Source organism: Shigella sp. FC1967, from assembly GCF_001743005.1.
Classification (GTDB): Bacteria; Pseudomonadota; Gammaproteobacteria; order Enterobacterales; family Enterobacteriaceae; genus Proteus.
In genome coordinates this window covers 1-207 of sequence record NZ_MIIZ01000506.1, presented here as the reverse complement: position 1 = coordinate 207, position 207 = coordinate 1, and the positions used below count along the sequence as shown (strand labels likewise).

General features: G+C 36.2%; 1 pseudogene. It reads right to left on the bottom strand.

What is annotated here, in order from left to right:
• Positions 1 to 205: pseudogene (locus tag BHE89_RS24990) on the bottom strand (hypothetical protein); the annotation flags it as partial.
• Positions 206 to 207 lie beyond the last annotated feature (2 nt).

Sequence of the window (207 nt, the reverse complement as noted above, 5' to 3'; positions counted from 1 at the left end):
CGATAAAAATAGCCTGCCACCCTTCAGCAAATTGCTCAAAACTTAAGTTCATCCCTAGTTCTGAGTTAATTTCTTCAGCAAATTCGATATCTGTAATATTACCGCGTTCGATAAAAATAGCCTGCCACCCTTCAGCAAATTGCTCAAAACTTAAGTTCATCCCTAGTTCTGAGTTAATTTCTTCAGCAAATTCGATATCTGTAATAT